This is a genomic window from Propioniciclava soli (assembly GCF_038502305.1).
Taxonomy (GTDB): Bacteria; Actinomycetota; Actinomycetes; order Propionibacteriales; family Propionibacteriaceae; genus Propioniciclava; species Propioniciclava soli.
Genome location: NZ_CP115965.1, coordinates 433,928 through 451,843, shown reverse-complemented (window position 1 = coordinate 451,843; position 17,916 = coordinate 433,928). Strand labels below are relative to the sequence as shown.

The 17,916-nt window shown below is 71.5% G+C and carries 12 protein-coding genes, 1 tRNA gene and 1 other RNA gene; 7 read left to right on the top strand and 7 right to left on the bottom strand.

Annotation, left to right across the window (positions count from 1 at the left end; all coding sequences use genetic code 11):
- Positions 1-22: 22 nt before the first annotated feature.
- Positions 23-1,018 carry a sugar-binding transcriptional regulator gene (locus PCC79_RS01920; protein WP_342372847.1) on the bottom strand — a complete coding sequence of 332 codons (996 nt, stop codon included), beginning with the start codon at positions 1,016-1,018 and terminating at the stop codon, positions 23-25.
- Positions 1,019-1,198: 180 nt separating this feature from the next.
- Between PCC79_RS01920 and PCC79_RS01915 the strand changes: the two genes are divergently transcribed.
- Genes PCC79_RS01915 through PCC79_RS01900 form a run of 4 tightly spaced genes read left to right on the top strand, consistent with a single transcriptional unit; the run spans position 1,199 to position 5,538 of the window.
- Entirely contained in the window at positions 1,199-2,713 is a 1,515-nt protein-coding gene (locus PCC79_RS01915) for an FGGY family carbohydrate kinase (protein ID WP_342372846.1), read from the top strand.
- Between the two features lies 1 nt (position 2,714).
- The gene (locus PCC79_RS01910; protein ID WP_342372845.1) at positions 2,715-3,704 is read left to right on the top strand and encodes a TIM barrel protein; all 990 of its coding nucleotides are present in this window, start codon (positions 2,715-2,717) and stop codon (positions 3,702-3,704) included.
- Complete coding sequence (locus tag PCC79_RS01905) at positions 3,701-4,609, top strand: transketolase (protein ID WP_342372844.1); 909 nt, start codon at positions 3,701-3,703, stop codon at positions 4,607-4,609. The genes PCC79_RS01910 and PCC79_RS01905 overlap by 4 nt, the downstream gene beginning before the upstream one ends.
- Positions 4,606-5,538 carry a transketolase family protein gene (locus PCC79_RS01900; RefSeq protein ID WP_232549063.1) on the top strand — a complete coding sequence of 311 codons (933 nt, stop codon included), beginning with the start codon at positions 4,606-4,608 and terminating at the stop codon, positions 5,536-5,538. The genes PCC79_RS01905 and PCC79_RS01900 overlap by 4 nt, the downstream gene beginning before the upstream one ends.
- Before the next feature lie 66 nt (positions 5,539-5,604).
- Here the strand turns inward: PCC79_RS01900 and ffs are convergent.
- The 3 genes from ffs to PCC79_RS01885 all read right to left on the bottom strand — a co-directional run bounded on the left by ffs (position 5,605) and on the right by PCC79_RS01885 (position 7,392).
- An RNA gene (ffs, locus tag PCC79_RS01895) (signal recognition particle sRNA small type) lies at positions 5,605-5,701 on the bottom strand.
- Between the two features lie 60 nt (positions 5,702-5,761).
- Positions 5,762-6,616 (bottom strand): carbon-nitrogen hydrolase family protein, encoded by an 855-nt coding sequence (locus PCC79_RS01890; RefSeq protein WP_342372843.1) that lies wholly within the window; start codon positions 6,614-6,616, stop codon positions 5,762-5,764.
- 8 nt (positions 6,617-6,624) lie between these two features.
- Entirely contained in the window at positions 6,625-7,392 is a 768-nt protein-coding gene (locus tag PCC79_RS01885; RefSeq protein ID WP_342372842.1) for a DeoR/GlpR family DNA-binding transcription regulator, read from the bottom strand.
- A gap of 143 nt (positions 7,393-7,535) precedes the next feature.
- On the opposite strand from PCC79_RS01885, the gene ptsP reads away from it, so the two are divergent.
- Positions 7,536-9,200, top strand: a complete 1,665-nt coding sequence (gene ptsP / locus PCC79_RS01880; RefSeq protein ID WP_232549060.1) for a phosphoenolpyruvate--protein phosphotransferase — start codon at positions 7,536-7,538, stop codon at positions 9,198-9,200.
- A 223-nt stretch (positions 9,201-9,423) separates the two neighbouring features.
- Here the strand turns inward: ptsP and PCC79_RS01875 are convergent, their stop codons facing one another.
- The 3 genes from PCC79_RS01875 to PCC79_RS01865 form a co-directional block, all read right to left on the bottom strand.
- Positions 9,424-10,341, bottom strand: coding sequence for a hypothetical protein (locus PCC79_RS01875; RefSeq protein ID WP_342372841.1), 918 nt, complete (start codon positions 10,339-10,341; stop codon positions 9,424-9,426).
- Between the two features lie 497 nt (positions 10,342-10,838).
- Positions 10,839-11,885 carry a zinc-dependent dehydrogenase gene (locus PCC79_RS01870; protein WP_342372840.1) on the bottom strand — a complete coding sequence of 349 codons (1,047 nt, stop codon included), beginning with the start codon at positions 11,883-11,885 and terminating at the stop codon, positions 10,839-10,841.
- 4 nt (positions 11,886-11,889) lie between these two features.
- Complete coding sequence (locus PCC79_RS01865) at positions 11,890-13,950, bottom strand: PTS sugar transporter subunit IIA (protein ID WP_342372839.1); 2,061 nt, start codon at positions 13,948-13,950, stop codon at positions 11,890-11,892.
- A gap of 339 nt (positions 13,951-14,289) precedes the next feature.
- On the opposite strand from PCC79_RS01865, the gene PCC79_RS01860 reads away from it, so the two are divergent.
- A tRNA-Ser gene (locus PCC79_RS01860) sits at positions 14,290-14,377 on the top strand.
- A 533-nt stretch (positions 14,378-14,910) separates the two neighbouring features.
- Positions 14,911-17,904 (top strand): S8 family serine peptidase, encoded by a 2,994-nt coding sequence (locus PCC79_RS01855; protein WP_342372838.1) that lies wholly within the window; start codon positions 14,911-14,913, stop codon positions 17,902-17,904.
- Positions 17,905-17,916 lie beyond the last annotated feature (12 nt).

Sequence of the window (17,916 nt, the reverse complement as noted above, 5' to 3'; positions counted from 1 at the left end):
CGGCCGGGTGTGGGGCGGCGGCTCAGGCGTCCGGGGCGTCCTCGATGAGCTGGGCGGCCGTCTCGCTGTCGGTGATGAGCACGTCGAGCCAGTGGCCACGCAGCGCGCCCCGGATCGCCGGCAGCTTGCGGAGCCCACCGGCCGCCACCACGCGCCGGGGGATGCGGCGGAGCTGCTGCTCGCTGATGCCGACGATGCGGCCGTCCAGGTCGGCGTCCACGGGCCGGCCCTCGGCGTCGAAGTAGCGGGCGCAGATGTCGCCGACGCCCCCCTTGTCGCGGATCTCGTCGAGCAGGGCCCGGGGCACCACGTTGCCGCTGTCGCGCAGCAGCGGTGACGGGTCGATGGAGCCGAGGCCCAGCAGGGCAACGGTCAGCTGGTCCCAGACGTCGACCACCCGGCGGATGGCCGGGTCGGCCATGATCACCTCCCGGGCCCGGCCGTCACCGACGATGCCCGGCGTCTGCAGGAACAGCGGCTCGGCGCCCGTCGCGCGCGCCAGGCGGTCGAGCAACAGGGTCGCCTGCGTCTGCACCGCCGGGCTGCCGACGCCGCCGACGAGCTGCACGACGTGATCCGCGACCGGCTCCTTGAAGGGGCGCAGGTGCCGCGTGGCACCCAGCCAGGTGGCGCTCCAGGACGAGAGACCGATGGTCTCGGTGGGCAGCAGCGACGCCATGAGGTAGTCGGCCGCCGCCAGCCCGAGGTCGTTGGTGATCGCCTGCTCGCTCTCCCGCGCCTCGACGATCAGGCACTCCGCGATGCCGAACGTCTTCTCGATCGCGCCCTCCAGCGCGGTGAAGACGCCGGGCGGGGGCTGCACCAGCGTGCGGACGATGCCGGACTGCACCGCGCTCTTCAGCAGCCGCGACACCCGCGACTGCGAGATGTGGAGCTCCTCGGCGATCTCGGTCTGCTTGCGCCCCTCCTCGTGGTACATCCACGCGACCTTGGTGACGAGGCGCAGGTCGACGCCCACCGCCGCACCCGCACGCCGTCCCAGTGTCGGCCTGTCCATCGCACCTCCCAGCCCCGGCGACCCGGGGAAAGCGTGCCCATCTTGGCACGCGCCCCGCCGGGGAGCGACGTGACCCAGCCGGGCGAGCTCCGCTCGGCCGCGGCTGCGGGGCGGGCAGAGCCCGGTCAGGAACCCTTGACGGCACCCCACCCACCCCCTAGCATTAAAGAATACTCAGTGGTGAATATCCATGCAGAGGTGATCGTGCGCGTCCCATCCGTCCTCGCGCTTGACCAGGGGACCACCAGCAGCAAGGCGCTCGTCGTGACGCCCTCGGGGCGCGTGCTGGGCACGGGGTCCTGCCCCGTCGGGATCGGTTCGCCCCGGCCCGGCTGGGTGGAGCAGGACGCCACCGAGCTCGCCCACAGCGTCGAGGTCGCCGCCCGCCGGGCGCTGGACGAGGCCGGCACCGTCGACATCCTCGGCGTCGCGATCTCCAACCAGCGCGAGTCGGTGGTGGCCTGGGACGCCCGCACCCGCGACGTCGTCGGCCCCATGATCTCGTGGCAGGACCAGCGCGGCGACGCCGCCTGCCGCGCCCTCGCGACCCCGACCACCGAGGCCCTCGTCCGGGAGCGATCCGGCCTCGAGTTGGGCTCGATGTTCTCCGCGTCCAAGATCGCCTGGTTCGCCCAGCACGCGGACGCCGGCGCCGATCTCCGCGTCGGCACGGTCGACACCTGGCTGCTCGACCGCCTCACCGGCGGCGCGACGTACGCCACCGAGGCCGGCAACGCCTCGCGCACCCTGCTGCTCAACGTCGCCGGACTCAACTGGGACGCCGACCTCTGCGGCCTGTTCGGCGTCGACCCCGCGATCCTCCCCGCCGTGCGCCCCTCCACCGGCCCGTGGGGCACCACGCGGAACTTCGCCGGCCTGCCCGACGCGACGCCCATCCTGGCCGTGCTCGGCGACAGCCACGCCGCGCTGTTCGGCCACTGGGCCCTCGAGCCCGGTGCGGCCGTCGGTAAGGCCACCTACGGCACCGGGTCGTCCATCATGCTGCCCGTCGACGACCCCGGCGCCCGTCTCGATGGCATCGCCACCACGCTCGCCTGGCAGGCCCCCGCGCCGTTGTGGGCGCTGGAGGGCAACATCCTCTACGCCGGCGCCGGCATGGACTGGTTGGCCCGCACCCTCGGCGTCCGCCCCGGGGCCGACTTCAGCGCGCTCGCCGCGGAGGCGTCCGGCAGCCGCAGCGCGGTGTTCGTGCCCGCGCTCAACGGCCTGGGCGCCCCCTGGTGGGAGGCCGGCGCGGTGGGCACGCTCACCGGGCTGGACGCCGCGTCCACCCGCGCCGAGATCGCCCGGGCCGGGCTCGAATCGGTCGCCCACCAGGTGTGCGACGTCGTCGAGGCCATGGATCCGGACGCCACCCAGCGCCAGCTCCACGCGGGGGGCGGGGCGACGGCGTCCGCCGCGCTCATGCAGATCCAGGCCGACCTGCTGGGGCGCTCCCTGTTGGTCTCCTCCCACGCCGACATCTCGGCGATCGGAGCCGCCGCGCTCGCGTTCGACGCCGCCGGCAGCCGCCTCGTCCCGGACGCCACCCTCGCCCCCCGCGTCGTCCACCCCTCGGACGCCTTCAGCGCCGACGACCGGCGCGCCACCCGCGGTCGCTGGCGCGACGCCCTGACCCGAGCCGGCGTGCCCGCCCACCCAGAACCACTCGCAACCACCACACAGGAGAGATGACATGAGCTATCCGGAGTTCGGAGCCGGGCTGTGGAACTTCGCCACGTACGTCGACCGGTATGCCACGGACGGGTACGGCCCGCCGCGCGGCACGCTGGAGCAGATCGACCTGGCCGCCGAGGTCGGCGACATCGGCTGGGTGGACCTCAACTTCCCGTTCAGCGACGGGGTGTCGGTGGACGACGTGAAGGCGAAGCTCGCCGAGCACGACATCCAGGCCATCGGCATCACGCCCGACATCTACCTGCGCGAGCACGCCAAGGGCGCGTTCACCAACCCGGACCCGGCCAAGCGCGCCTCGGCCCTGGCGATCATGAACGAGGCGGCCGACGTCGTGCGCGAGCTGGGCGCCAAATACGTCAAGATCTGGCCGGGGCAGGACGGGTTCGACTACCCCTTCCAGGTCGACTACCACGAGCTGAACCGCCTCGCGGTCGAGGGCATGCGCGACCTGGCGTCCGGGCACCCGGATCTCAAGTTCGTCATCGAGTACAAGCCCCGCGAGCCGCGCACCCACATGTTCTGGGGCTCGGCGGCCAAGACCATCCTCGGCATCCAGCAGATGGGGGTCGACAACGTCGGCGTTCTGCTCGACTTCGGCCACGCCATGTTCGGCGGGGAGTCGCCCGCGGAATCGGCGCAGATGCTCATCGACGCCGGCCTGCTGTGGGGCATGGACGTCAACGACAACTACCGCGGCTGGGACGACGACATGATGGTCGGCTCGCTGCACCTCGTCGAGGTGTTCGAGTTCTTCCACGTGCTGCGCAGGAACGGGTGGGAAGGGGTGTGGAACCTCGACCAGTTCCCGTTCCGCGAGGACGCCGTGGAGAACGCCGCGTTGTCGATCCGGTTCCTCAAGGCGATCCACCGCGCGCTGGACGCCCTCGACGACGACGGCCTCGCCGAGGCCCAGTCCCGTCAGGACGCGCTGGCCGCCCAGCGCATCGTGCAGGACGCCCTGCTCAGCTCGATGGCCGGTGAGCGATGAGGAGCGGCTGGGAGTTCGAGACCCCCGTCCTCGGCCGCATCGGTAAGGACGCCCCCCGCGCGGAGGTCGTCGCGTTCCTGGAGCGCGCCGGCATCGAGCTGCGCCGCCGCGACCCGATCATGATCGACCACGCGGGCAACGGCCACATCGGCGGCGACTTCTCCATCGCCGACATCCTGCTGACGCTGCTGCTGCACGAGCTCAACGTCGACCCGGCCGATCCCCTGGCGGCCGACCGCGACCGGCTGATCCTGTCCAAGGGCCACACCGCCGGTGCGCTGTACATCGCCATGGCGCTGGGCGGCTGGTTCCCGCCGGAGGATCTCATGACGTTCATGGATCCCGGCTCCAAGCTGAACGGCCACCCGAACCGCCGCTACGTGGCGGGCGTCGAGGCGAACACCGGGCCGCTCGGCCACGGGTTCCCGATCGCCGTCGGCTCCGCGCTGGCCGCCCAGATGGACGGCTCGTCGCGTCGCACCGTGGTGCTGCTGGGTGACGGCGAGATGCAGGAGGGCTCGAACTGGGAGGCCATGATGGCGGCGTCCCACTTCGGCCTGGAGAACCTGACCGCCGTCGTGGACCGCAACCGCCTCCAGCAGGGCGCCGCGGTCGCCGACACCATGAGCCTCGAGCCGCTGGCCGACAAGGGCCGGGCGTTCGGGTTCACCGTCCACGAGATCGACGCGCACGACCACGACGCGATCCTCGACGTGTTCGCCGCCGGGCCGAGCGAGGGGCGTCCGACCCTGGTGATCGCGCACAGCCACAAGGGCCACCCGATCTCGTTCATGTCCGACAACGTCGCCTGGCACCACCACGTACCCAGCCCGGAGGAGATCGACGCGATCCTGGCCGAGCTCGACGAACTGGCCGCCCCGGCCGGACGGGAGGACTCGAAGTGACCGAGTTGTTCGACTGCCGCGACACCTACGCGGCCACGCTGCTCGACCTCGCCCAGACCGACCGCGACGTGGTCGTGGTCGTCAACGACTCCGTCGGGTCGTCGAAGCTCGGCGGCTTCCGCAAGGAGCTGCCCGACCAGATGGTCAACGTCGGCATCGCCGAGCAGAACATGGTGGGCGTCGCCGCCGGGCTCGCGAACGGCGGCAAGGTGCCGTTCGTGTCCGCCGCCGGCTGCTTCCTCTCCGCGCGCGCGATGGAGCAGGTCAAGGCCGACCTGGCCTACAGCGGCCACCACGTCGTGCTCGCGGCGCAGAGCCCCGGCGTCGCCTACGGCGGCCTGGGTGCCACGCACCACTCCATCGAGGATGTCTCCTGGATGCGCACGCTGCCCGGCATGACCGTGCTGGTGCCCGCCGATCCGGCGGAGACCGAGCAGGCGCTGCGCTGGGCCGTCGGCCACGACGGGCCGGTCTACGTCCGAATCTCGCGGGCCAAGGTGCCGGCCGTCCACCCCGACGACTACGCGTTCGCCCCGGGCAAGGCCACCGTGCTGCGCGAGGGTGACGACGTCGCCCTGCTGGCCAACGGGACGGTGCTGCACCGCGCGCTCGCCGCGGCCGACCTGCTGGCCGAGCGGGGAATCGCCGCCCGGGTGGTGTCGATGGGCTCGGTCAAGCCGATCGACGTGGACGTGGTGGTCGCCGCTGCCCGCGAGACGCGCGGCCTCGTCACGGTGGAGGAGGGTCTCGCCGCCGGCGGCCTGGGCGGCGCGGTGGCCGAGGTGCTCACCGAGCACGCTCCGGCGCGGCTGGTGCGCCTCGGCCTGCCGGACACGTTCGCGCCGACCGGTTCGGACGCCTGGATCCTCGACCACTTCGGCCTCGATCCCGAGGGCATCGCCGCGTCCGCGGCGACGCTGGTGGAGTGACCGGCTGCCCCGGCCGGGCTCGGCCCGGCTGGGGCTCATCCGGCTGAAACGCGACCGGCTCAGGACGTGAAAGAGCCCCCGCGCACCTGACAGAGCTCACTTGCCCTTGCTGCCTTCCGGCCCGGGGGGGGTTGGGCGAGGTACCACCGCGCGGGGACCCGACGGCCATGCTACCGGACGCCGCGGGCCCGCCCCAATCGTCGGGCTCAGGGTCTCGGACGCCTCAGGGCTCGGGGGCGTGCGGAGGCCTGATCATGAAGCGCGCCCCCGCGAGCACGGGGAGGGACTCCCGGGCGCGGGCGACGTCGGCAGGCTCGAGGTCGACGACCAGCAGCTCCGGCGCGGCGTCGGCGCGGGCCAACACGTCTCCGTTCGGCCCCACGACGAGGCTGTGTCCCACCCCGGTGGGCGCACCCGGCTCCACCTCCTGCCCCACCGTCATCGGATCGGCCTGACCCGCGCCCACGACGAAGCACGTCGAATCCAGGGCTCGGGCCCGCACCAGCGCCTCCCACTGCTTCGCCTTGCCGGGGCCATTGGCCCACGAGGCGGGCACCAGGATGACCTCGGCGCCCCGCCCGGCCAGATGCTTGAACAGCTCCGGGAACCGCACGTCGAAGCAGATGGACAGCCCGATGCGCACGCCCGCCACGTCCACGACCACCGCGTCCGAACCGGCCTCCACGTGCCGCGACTCGGTGAACCCCAGGGCATCGAACAGGTGGATCTTGTCGTAGGACGCCTCGACGCCGGGCCCGGTCACCAGCAGGGTGTTGCGGGCCCGGACGCGCGGCGTCCCGTCGTCGCCCACCCTCGGGCGGCCGGGCGTGAACAGGCCCACGGCCAGCGTCACGCCCAGCTCGGACGCCACCGCCCGCACCCCGGTCGCGAACGGCCCGTCCAGCGGCTCGGCGACGGCGGCCGAGCGCGTCGCGAACGACGCCATCGTGGCCTCGGGGAACACCACCAGCTCCGCCCCCTGGGCGGCGGCCCGGCCAGCCTGCTCGCGCACGAGCGCCAGGTTGGCGTCCGGCTCGGTGGACGCGGCGATCTGGGCGACCGCGAGGCGGAGGGTCACGGCGTCCCTCACGCCAGCTCGATGCGCAGACCCGCGTCCCGCAGCTCGGCGGCTCCCCCGGCGGGCAGGTGGCCATCGGTGACCAGCAGGTCGACGTCATCGACGGACGCGAAGCGCACGAGGTGGTCGACGCCCAGCTTGCTGGAGTCGGCGAGCACGTAGACCTCCCGGGCCGAGGCCACCATGGCCTGCTTCATCGCGGCCTCGCCCGGATCCGGCGTGGAAAAGCCGTGGTCGACCGAAAAGCCGTTCGTGCCCAGGAAGGCGACGTCGACGCGGAGGCGTCCGAGCGTGTGCAGCGCGTCGGCACCCACCGTCGCCTGCGTGATGCCACGCACCTCACCGCCGAGCAGCACCACCTCGAGGTCACCGCGGGAGGAGAGCGCCGCCGCCGTGGGCACCGAGTTGGTGACGGCCAGGCTGATCCACGGCGGGAGGAGGGAGCAGAGCCGGGCGGTGGTGGTGCCGGCGTCCAGGAGCACCGTCAGCCCCTCGCGCCGCGGCAGGAGCCCGATGGCGCGGTGGGCGATGGCGAGCTTCTCCTCGGTGGACGAGGCGTCCCGCGCGCCGACGGGCGCCTCGGCCAGGCGCAGCTTCTCGGCGGGCACGGCCCCGCCGTGGACGCGGCTGAGCAGCCCGCGGCCCGACAAGGTGTCGAGGTCGCGCCGGATGGTCTCGGGGGTGACGTGGAAGCGGGTGGCCAGTTCCGCCACCGACACCCGCCCCAGCTCGCGGGCGCGCGTGACGATCTCGTGTTGCCGCTCTTCGGCGTACATGATCCGACCAACCCCTTCGTTGCGATCCAAACCGTTCGGGCACGAACCTTCGATTTTGTATACCTAGATTGTGTGGGCCCGGCAAGCCCGGTGGGCCGATATGATCCGAGAGAGCCACTTCCATCTCATCGCGGAGGAACACCATGGAACCCACCACCGTGCGCGGGACCGGCGTGGTCGCCGGCTACGCCTACGCCCCGGCAGCCTGGACGCGACCGGCCCCCGTACCGCCCAGCAACACCACTCCGATCACGGAAGAGGACCGCCCGGCCGAGGTCGAGCGGTTCAAGCGCGCGTCGTCGGTCGTCTCCTCGCGGTTCGAGGATCGCGCGAGCGCGGCCACGGGGGCGGCGTCCAACGTGCTCGGCGCCACCGCGAAGCTCGCGGCCGACCGCGGCTGGAATCGCGCGGCGATCAAGGCCATCAACGGCGGGGCGTCGGCCGAGGCCGGCACCACCCAGGCCATCGCCACGTTCGTGGCGCAGTTCGAGAAGCTGGGCGGCCTCATGGCCGAGCGGACGACCGACCTTCGCGACATCCGCAACCGCGTGGTGGCCGAGCTCATGGGTCTGCCGGAACCGGGCGTCCCGCAGCCGACGTCGCCGGTCATCCTGTGCGCGGACGACCTCGCCCCCGCCGACACCGCGGGCCTCGACCCGAAGTTGGTCCGCGCGCTCGTCACCCGCCTCGGCGGGCCGACGAGCCACACGGCCATCATCGCGCGTCAGCTCGGCATCCCGTGCATCGTCGCGGCGTCCGCGCTGCGCCAGGTGCACGAGGGCGTCCCGATTCTCGTCGACGGCACGAGCGGCCTGGTGACCCTCGAGCCGGACGCCGCCGAGGCCGAGTCGCTCGTGGCCAAGGACCAGGCGCTGCGCGAGGAGATTCGGCAATGGTCCGGCCCGGCGCAGACGTCGGACGGTCACGCCGTCCAGCTGCTGGCCAACGTGCAGGACGGCAACGCCGCGCGCAAGGCGTCCCTCAGCCTCGCCGAGGGTGTCGGGCTGTTCCGCACGGAGCTGTGCTTCCTCACCGCCCAGACCGAGCCGTCGGTGAACGAGCAGGCCAAGATCTACGGCGAGGTGTTCGAGGCGTTCAGTGGCAAGAAGGTCGTCGTGCGCACGTTGGACGCCGGCTCCGACAAGCCGGTTCCCTTCGCCAATCACGGCGAGGAGGAGAACCCGGCCCTCGGCGTCCGCGGCATCCGGCTCGGGTGGACGAACCCCGGCCTGGTCGACCGGCAGCTGGACGCCATCGCCCAGGCCGCCGAGGACAACGGGGTGACCGAGGCGTGGGTCATGGCGCCGATGATCGCCACCGTCGACGAGGCCTATGAGTTCGCCCAGAAGTGCCGGGAGCGGGACCTGAAGCCGGGCATCATGGTGGAGGTTCCGGCCGTGGCGATGCTGCCGGAGAAGTTCCTCGAGGAGGTCGAGTTCTTCTCGATCGGCACCAACGACCTCACCCAGTACACGATGGCCGCCGACCGGATGGGTTCGGCGCTCGCGCAGCTCACGGATCCGTGGCAGCCGGGTGTGCTCCGGCTCATCGCCAACACGGCGGCGGCGGGCCAGAAGATGGGCAAGCCGGTCGGCGTCTGTGGTGAGGCGGCGGCCGACCCGCTGCTCGCGTGCATCCTGATCGGCCTCGGCATCACGTCGCTGTCGATGGCGACCGGCGCCATCCCGGGCGTCGGCGTCCAGCTCGGCAAGGTGACCCTGGAGCAGTGCAAGGACGCCGCCGCGCAGGTCATCGACGCGCGCAACAGCCGCGACGCCAAGGAGCTGGCGGCCAAGCTGTTGGGCTGACCCCACTGCGTCCTGACCCCACTGCGTGTGGACCGGACGCCGGAAGCACTTCGCTCCCTTGCCGTGGCGGCGTTCTCCCTGCAACGAGAGCCCCGCTACGGCAAGGGAGCGAAGTGACTCTGGGGGTCTCTGGGAGAAGAGCAGGACCATGGGCGAGGAGCCGTCCTGCGTCCGGGGAGCGAGGTCCCCGGACGGGGCCCGGACCGCAGCGCCCAGCACGGACTCAGGCCACCATCGAACCCCGCCACCGGAACGCCCGGCGCGACCGGGCGCCCAGGGCGACGTGATCGCACGCCAGGGCCCAGCCCCAGTGGATGACCCACCAGTCGCAGCCCTCAATGAGGTGGTCGCGCTGCTTCTCCAACTCGATGACGTCGGCCGCCGTCCGACCTCGGCCCGGGTCGTCCACGTACTTTCCCTTGCCGTCGGCCTCCCCGATGAGGGAGCACTGCGGCCAGCCGAAGTCGCCGGTCGCCACCCAGGTGCCGGTCGCGTCCAGCACCTGGTGCTGCAGGACCGGTTTGGGGAGGTCAGTTCGGGCCAGGGACACCCGGCTCATGGACTCCAGGGGCGACTCCGCGAGGGGGTCGGCGAAGTCGAGCACGGCGAGGAGTCGGCGGTTGCCCGGTACTCGGTTGCCCCGCGCCGCGTAGTCGGTGAGCACGGCCGGATCGGCCTGGCGACGCAGTGCGGCGTCCGCAGCCACGACCCCCCATTCGTAGGGCTCGACGCGCCCGAGATCGACGAGGGTGCGCTCCAACGACGTCACCCGGACGCCACCGATCTCGACGACCTCGTCCTCTTCCACCCGGGTGCGGTGCAGCCGGATGCCGGCCTGCTTCTTGCCGTGTTCCGGCCCCCACCGGGTGAGATCGACCTCGGCCAAGGCGGCGCGGCGCACCGGCAGCCCGTGCAGCACGGCTGCGGAGGTGTGGCTGACGACGCTGTCGGAGTGCCGCACGACACAGGCCGCAGCTGCCTCCAGGGCATGGCGTGCGGCGGCGTCCCGGTGTCCTCGGGGCCCGTAGACGCCGCGTCGGATCTTGTCGAGCTCCTCGGCCCGGACTGCCCCCGCGAGCTCAGCCGACGACCATCCCTCGCCCAGGAACGCCGCGGTGGTGCGCAGATCGAACTGTTCCATGGCCCCATGGCAGCAGTTCGGACGCCGCAGCACACCCCCTCATCCCACGGATGTGGACAACTTCCCGCTCTGCCTCAGCTGCTGTGGACGGTGACAGATCGGCGCACGGATCGCCGACGCGTCAGGAGTGCCTGCGGTCGTGGCCGGCCCCGTCGAGGCCCACGATTCACCTCGCTCCCCGCCCGTAGCCGCGCTCTTCCTGCACGGAGAGCACGGCTGCGGGCGGGGAGCGGGGTGTCCTAGGGGGAAGAGCAGCGCTATGCGCGAGGAGCGTCGCTACGCCGGGGGAGCGAAGTGAACCAACCGCCACGCGCACCACCAGTTCCGCGCACCCCCGCCCTGTCCGTCGGCGCCCATCGTCCTCGCCCTGTTCCGCGCACCCCCGCCCTGTCCGTCAGCGCCCCGTTCGTCCTCGCCCTTGCGGACGCGGCGGAGCCCGAACGCACCAGCGGGCAGCCCGGTCCGGGCCGCCCGGTGGTCCACCGATTCGAGAGACGTCAGGGCTCGACAGTGACCTTGATGGCCTCACCCTTGGCCACGATGTCGAAGGCGTCCAGTGCCTCCTCGAGCGGGAGGTGCCGGGTGATGAGGTCCTTGACCGGAATCTGACCGCTGGAGATGTACCCCAGCGCCCGCTTGTGGTGCTCGGGCGCGGACCCGTTGGCCCCGTGGATGTGCAGCTGGCGGTAGTGCACCAGGTTGCTGTCACACACGATCGTCGGATTCGTCTTCGGCAGGCCGCCGAAGAACGAGATCCGCCCGTTGCGGGCCGCCATGGCGATGGCCTGCTCCTGGGTGATGTTCGCCGGGGTGGCGGTGATGATGACATCGGCGCCGCGACCCTCCGTCAGGCGCATCACCTCCTCCACGACGTTCACGCTCGAGGAGTCGATCGTCGCGTCCGGGGAGACCGCCGCCGCCGACATCGCCAGCCGCTCGGCGTTGATGTCGACCAGCACGATGGTGCCGGCCTCGTGTACGCCGCGGGCAATGCGGATGTGCATGCACCCGATGGGTCCGGCGCCGAAGACGACCACGAAATCCCCCGGCTCGATGCCCAACTGCTCCTGGGCGTTGATCGCGCACGCGAACGGCTCCACGGCGGACGCCTCGTCGAAGCCCACGTCGTCGGGGATCCGGTTGAGCCCGTCCACCTTCAGCACCGCCTCGGGCACGATCATGTACTCGGCGAAGCCACCGTCGTACTGGTAACCCACCGAGGTCTGGTTGGCGCACACGGCCATCCAGCCCTTGCGGCACTCGTGGCACTCCCCGCACGGCACGGCTGCGATGCACTGCACGCGGTCACCCACCGCGAAGCCGCCGGCGGCGTCCGGCCCCACCTCGACGACCTCGCCGGCCACCTCGTGGCCCATCGTCGTCTCGCGGGTGATGTTGACGTGCCCGTTGTTGCGGATCTTCACGTCCGTGCCGCAGGTCGAGCAGTTGCGGACGCGGATCTTCACCTCCCGCGGCCCGCAGACCGGCTCCGGGATGTCCTCCAGGCGCACGTCACCGGGGGCGTGGAACCTCAGTGCCTTCATGTGTTCACTCCTCTTCGTCGGGGGTCAGCAGGTCAAGCACCTCGTCGATACTGGACGCCGTGCGCAGCCGCTCGGCGTTGCTCTTGTCGGCCAACGTGCTCGCGAGCGCCGACAGGATGCTCACGTGCTCGTCGGAGTTCGACGCGATCGGGATGACGACGTGCGCCGTCTTGCCGTCCCAGTCGACGCCGTCGGGAAACTGCAGGAAACCCAGCGCCGCGTGCCGGATGTGCGTGCGCGCCTCGTTGGTGCCGTGCGGGATCGCGACGCCCTGGCCGAGGAACGTCGAGGTCTGCAGCTCGCGCGCAAACATGCCGTCGACGTAGCCGGGCTCCGCGGCCCCGCCGTCCACGAGCACCTGCCCGGCGAGCCGGATCGCCTCGTCCTTCGTGGCCGCGTGCAGCCCGAGCCGCACGTTCTCCCGCGGCAGGACGCCCGCGTCCAGCTTCTTGCGCCGCCTCTTCCGGGGCGCGGACGCCGGCGCCGCAGCTCCGGCGGACGCCGCCCCCGCAGCAGCCGTGCCGAGCGTGGCGGCCGTCGCACCCTCGCGGGTACCGGCGGCGACCCCGGCCGCGGCGGGGGCGTCCGCCAACCCGGTCGGGGTGAGGACGCGTCCCTCGGCGATGGCCTGCTCGACGCGGTCGAACGCCGGGTCACCCATGTAGGAGCTGAACGGCACGACCACGGTGGACGCCGGCGCCGCCTTGCCCGCCCGCGGGGCCAGGCCCTCATGGGTGAGGACGACCTGGGCGTCGGCCGGGATCTGGTCGACCGGGGTGTGGGCCACCTCGACGCCGTACTTGGCCAGGCGCTTGCGCATGGTCGAGGCCACCATCACCGAGGAGCCCATGCCCGCGTCGCAGGCGATGATGAGCTTGCGCACGTCCGAGCCGGCCACCGAGGCGCCGGTGCCCGTGTCCGCAGCGACGGCGCCCGGCAGGCTCTCCGAGGGGGCGGCCGCGGCCGCGGCGGCGTCCGCCTCGTCAGCACCGCGCCCGAACTTGAACAGGGCCGCTGCGACCAGGAACGAGACCACCGCGGCGGTGAGCACGGTCGCGATCATGGCCACGTGCCCGCCGGCGGGCGTGACCAAGAAGTAGGCGATGATCGAGCCCGGCGCGGGCGAGGCCGCGAGGCCGGCGTTCATCGCGGTGGCCACGAAGAGGCCCGACATCGACCCGGCGATTGTCGCCAGCAGCAGGACCGGCTTCATGAGGATGTAGGGGAAGTAGATCTCGTGGATGCCGCCGAAGAACTGGATGATGATCGCGCCCGGCACCGTCGGGCGCTGCGCCCGCGGCCCGAAGAAGAGGAACGCCAGCAGCAGGCCGAGGCCCGGGCCGGGGTTGGACTCCACCATGTAGAGGATGGAGCGGCCGTGCTGCTGCACGTCGATCGCGGCGAGCGGGGTGAAGATGCCGTGGTTGATCGCGTTGTTGAGGAACAAGACCTTGGCGGGCTCGACGAAGATCGCCGCCAGCGGCAACAGGTTCGCCGCCACGAGGGCGTTGACGCCCCCGGAGAGGATGAGGATCAGCGCCGCCAGCACCGGGCCGACGCCAAGGAGGCCGACGATGGCCATGAGGCCGCCGAGGATGCCGAGGGAGAAGTTGTCGATGAGCATCTCGAAGCCGGCGGGCACCTTGCCCTCGATCGCGCGGTCGAACAGGCGGAGCAGGTAGGCGGCCAACGGTCCCATGATCATGGCGCCGAGGAACATCGGCGTCCCGGTCATCGTGGCCCAGTCGGTGATGCCCCCCATGACGGCGCCGACGGTGGCGATGCTGCCCACCACCGCGCCGCGCTGGCCGTGCACCATGCGTCCGCCGGTGTAGCCGATGAGGATCGGCAACAGCAGGTACAGCATGGGGGCCACGAGGCTGGCCAGGGTGGCGTTGGGCCACCACCCGGCCGGGATGAACAGGGCCGTGATGAGACCCCAGGCGATGAAGGCGCCGATGTTCGGCATGATCATGCCGGCGAGGTAGCCGCCGAAGCGCTGAACCCGGGCCCGGACGCCGGGGCCCTCGAGGTTCTTGTTCGCGCGAGCGTCAGGAAGTGTCACGTCGACCTCCATGTCGGGCAGCGGGGGCTGCGTGTGATCCAGGTGGACGCCGTTGGTCCATGCGCAGCATCCTGCCGCCCAACCGGACACGGAGTCAAGAGATAACACCACATCGGACTGTGGGTTCGTGTGGGTTACCGCCGTGGGCGGTGGTGCTGGCGCAGCTGGGAGGCGGTGTCGCCCGTTTGGACCCGAGTTATCGGTGCCATGGCGCCACAACCTCGGGTCCAAAACGGCGGGCGGGGCGGGCCGGAACGCGGGGCCGGGGCGGCGGCATCGGCGGGACCCGTCCGGGGCCCGATTGGAGAGGGGGCGAGGGTGTCCGGTACGCTGTCCGGCGGAGGATTCGCCTAGAGGCCTATGGCGCTCGGTTGGAAACCGGGTTGGGTTCACGCCCTCACGAGTTCGAATCTCGTATCCTCCGCCACACTGTACGAACCAGTCGAGGCTGCCGCACGCTTCAGCGGGCCGGTCGGACACGTCGCCCCGAACCTCGCGCCAATGCCACCCCGCCGGCCCGCGGCCACATCTGCCGCATCCCTAGTCATCCAGGCGACGGCCGTCCCCAGGGACGCCCGCCCCCCTGACAGTCAGCATCCCGGAGGTGCGCGCCAGGCCGGGGCCATCTCGCCGACCCGGGCAGGCCGGCAGGCTCAGGGGCACAGGTGCGAGACGGCAGATCGAGCGCCGCCGGCTCGGAACCTTGCCCCTGACGCGCGGCCTCCCAGTCACCCCAAGCGCGAAGATGAATTTCATCACCACCGACAAACCTGCATTCACAACGCCTTTCACTTTAACTTGCGATGGCCCTCTCAGGTCACACTCAGGTAAACCATCGCGCGGAGACCTTTACGCCGGCACCGGTGCCGGGCCAAGATCACCGCAGGCTCGAGGGGCCTCCGTCCGGCTCCCTGTCCCCCAGCCGAACCGACCGACCGTTCACAACTGAAAGAAGTTCACGTGAGCCTGACATCCCGCAGAGGTGTGCGCATCGCCGCACTGGCGGCCGCCTTCACCGTGGTGACGCCGCTCGGCCTCACCGCGCAGGCAGCCCCTGAGCTAAAGCTCGACCAGAGCAAGAAGACCTACATCGTTCAGCTGGACGCCGACCCGATCGCCACCTACTCCGGGGGCGTCTCCGGCATCGGCGCCACCGCGCCGGCCAAGGGCAAGAAGGTCAACGTCCATTCCCGCAATGCGCGCGCCTACGAGGCGCACCTGCGCAACGAGCAGCGGAAGGCGCTCCGCGAGGCCGGCGTCACCGACACGGCGAAGACGAACGAGTTCACCGTCGCCTTCAACGGCTTCACCGCGCAGCTCACGGCGGGCGAGGCCGCGGAGCTCGCGAAGTCGGCTGGCGTCGCCAACGTGTGGGAGGACGAGATCCGCTACGCGGACACGGTCACCACGCCCGATTACCTGGGCCTGACCGGGCGCAACGGGGTCTGGGCCCGCCAGTTCGGCGGGTACGACCAGGCGGGCAAGGGCATGGTCATCGGCGTCATCGACACCGGCATCGACCCGAACAACCCGAGCTTCGCCCCGCTGGCCACCGGCCCGGCGGCGCCCGCCGGGTTCGTGTGTGAGACGGAGAACGACCCGACGTTCGACTGCACCAACAAGATCGTCGGCGCCCGCTACTACGGCACCGACTACGGCAACGACATCAGCTACGACTTCAACAGCCCGCGTGACACCAACGGCCACGGCTCGCACACCGCGGGTACGGCCGGTGGCAACCACGGCGTCACGATGACGATTCAGGGCACCAACATGGGTGAGGGTTCCGGCATGGCGCCGATGGCCCAGGTGTCGGTGTACAAGGCGCTGTGGCAGACGGCGGACGGCCAGGGATCGGGAGCGAGCGCCGGTCTGGTCGCCGCCATTGACGACGCGGTCGCCGACGGCGTCGATGTCATCAACTACTCGGTCTCCGGGTCGAGCCAGTACGTCGTGACTGCCGACGAGCTCGCCTTCATGGCGGCCGCGGAGGCGGGCGTCTTCGTCTCCACCTCGGCCGGCAACTCGGGCGACACCGTCGGCGTCTCCTCGGTGGCGCACAACGCGCCGTGGACGATGACCGTGGCGGCGTCCACCCACAGCCGGGGCGCGGAGAAGACCGTTACGCTCGGCAACGGTGCCACCTACTCCGGCGTCGGTGTCGGCGAGGCCGTCGGGCCGGCCCCGCTCGTCAACGCCGCCGACATCGCCGCGCCGGGGGCGTCCGCCCTTGCCGCACGCGAGTGCTGGCTGGACGCCGACACCGCCACCCCCGGCCAGCAGCCGAGCCTCGACCCGGCCGCAGCGGCCGGCAAGATCGTGATCTGCGATCGCGGCACCGTGGCCCGCGTCGACAAGAGCGCCGCCGTGGCGCTCGCCGGCGGCATCGGCATGATCCAGACGAACGTCACCGACGCCCAGTCGCTCAACGCTGACTTCCACGCGGTGCCGAGCATCCACGTCAACGCCACCGACGGTGCGGCGATCAAGGCCTACGAGGCCGCGGACGCCAACCCGACGGCCACGATCTCGGCCGTCTCGACAGATCCGGTGGACGCCCCGAGCATGGCCGGGTTCTCGTCCTACGGGCCGGCCCTGGCCGGCGACGGTGACCTGCTGAAGCCCGACATCACCGCCCCCGGTGTGGACGTGATTGCCGCCTACAGCCAGGATCCGGAGACGGCCGAGCCCCGCTTCGACTCGCTGTCGGGCACCTCGATGTCTGCCCCGCACATCGCCGGTCTGGCGACGCTGCTGGCCCAGAAGTACCCCGACTGGAGCCCGATGGCCATCAAGTCGGCCATGATGACGACGGCCCGTCAAACCACGGACGCCGGCGAACCCATCCAGTGGGCCGAGGGCGACGCGACGCCGCTCAACTACGGCGCCGGCGAGGTCGTTCCCGCCAAGTCGTACGAGCCCGGCCTCGTATACGACAGCAACGTCACCGACTGGTACACCTACGCCTGCGGCATCGGCCAGCTGCAGCTCGTCGGCGGTGCCGGCGTGTGTGACCAGCTGCCCGAGAAGGACCCGAGCGACCTGAACTACCCGAGCATCTCCATCGGGCAGCTCGCCGGGACCCAGACGGTCACCCGCACGGTGACCAACGTCAACAAGTCGGCCATGCAGTACCGCGTCCAGGTGGACGCCCCGGCCGGCACCACGGTGAGCGTCAACCCGAGCCGTCTCGTCGTCCGCCCCGGCGGCAGCGCGACGTACACGGTGACGATCACCCGCACCGACGCCGCGCTCGACGAGTACACCTTCGGGTCGCTGACCTGGGTGCCGAACTCGCCGAAGCTCAACGCGGTGCGCAGCCCGATCGTCGTCAAGCCGGTCGCCCTCGCCGCGCCCGCCGAGAACACCGCGACGATCGCCGACGGCTCCACGCAGCTGACGGTCACGCCGGGCTTCACCGGCACGCTGGGCACGGACGTGGACGGCCTGCTCGCCTCCACCGTGACTCCGGTGAACGCGGTGCGCCGTGACGGCACGCCGCTGGACGGGTACGCCTTCTTCACCGTCGGCGAGGGCACCAAGGTGACGCGCGTCGCCACCTACACCGAGGAGGTCCCGGCGCAGGACGTCGACCTCAACGTGTACCGCTACAACGCCAACGGCACCGTCACCAACATCGGCTCGAGCGGCAACGCCGACTCGACCGAGTCGGTGACGCTGCGGGACCTCGCGCCCGGCACCTACGTGGCGGCCGTCGACGTCTACAGCGGCGAGGCCACCGTCCGGACCCCCGTGCACGTGTGGAACCTGACGGATGCCGATGCTGGCAACCTGACGGTCACGCCCTCCCCGGTCCAGGTCACCCAAGGCACGCCGGTCACCCTGGCCGCCTCCTGGAACGGACTGACCGCCGGCAGCCGCTACCTGGGTCAGGTGAACTACCTCAACGGCGGCGAGGTGGCGGGCAGCACGCTCATCACCGTCAACCCGTGACGACCACCCCCG

Bases quoted from the DNA above. Each gene is read 5' to 3' on its own strand.
- PCC79_RS01920 (WP_342372847.1), bottom strand. From the start codon at position 1,018: ATGGACAGGCCGACACTGGGACGGCGTGCGGGTGCGGCGGTGGGCGTC.
- PCC79_RS01910 (WP_342372845.1), top strand. From the start codon at position 2,715: ATGAGCTATCCGGAGTTCGGAGCCGGGCTGTGGAACTTCGCCACGTAC.
- PCC79_RS01905 (WP_342372844.1), top strand. From the start codon at position 3,701: ATGAGGAGCGGCTGGGAGTTCGAGACCCCCGTCCTCGGCCGCATCGGT.
- PCC79_RS01885 (WP_342372842.1), bottom strand. From the start codon at position 7,392: ATGTACGCCGAAGAGCGGCAACACGAGATCGTCACGCGCGCCCGCGAG.
- ptsP (WP_232549060.1), top strand. From the start codon at position 7,536: ATGGAACCCACCACCGTGCGCGGGACCGGCGTGGTCGCCGGCTACGCC.
- PCC79_RS01875 (WP_342372841.1), bottom strand. From the start codon at position 10,341: ATGGAACAGTTCGATCTGCGCACCACCGCGGCGTTCCTGGGCGAGGGA.
- PCC79_RS01870 (WP_342372840.1), bottom strand. From the start codon at position 11,885: ATGAAGGCACTGAGGTTCCACGCCCCCGGTGACGTGCGCCTGGAGGAC.